The sequence below is a fragment of the Stenotrophomonas sp. SrG genome, assembly GCF_050031795.1.
Taxonomy (GTDB): domain Bacteria; phylum Pseudomonadota; class Gammaproteobacteria; order Xanthomonadales; family Xanthomonadaceae; genus Stenotrophomonas; species Stenotrophomonas rhizophila_A.
In genome coordinates this window covers 1-232 of record NZ_JBNBBE010001571.1, presented here as the reverse complement: position 1 = coordinate 232, position 232 = coordinate 1, and the positions used below count along the sequence as shown (strand labels likewise).

Genomic DNA, 232 nt, shown 5'->3' with positions numbered 1-232 from the left:
ATTACGGCAACAACCTGCGCCAGATGGCGTTGGAAGAAGGCGTGGAAAACGCCTTCGATGTCCCCGGCTTCGTGCCCGCCTACATCCGCCCGCTGTTCTGCCGCGGCATCGGCCCGTTCCGCTGGGCCGCCCTGCGCGGCGACCCGGAGGACATCGCCAAAACGGATGCGAAGGTGAAGGAACTGAGTCCGGACAACCCGCCCCTGCACCGCTGGCTGGACCTGGCCGCCGA

The 232-nt window shown here is 67.2% G+C and carries 1 pseudogene; it reads left to right on the top strand.

Features of this window, described 5'->3' with window-relative positions:
• Positions 1–232: pseudogene (locus ACQG3P_RS24650) on the top strand (urocanate hydratase); the annotation flags it as partial.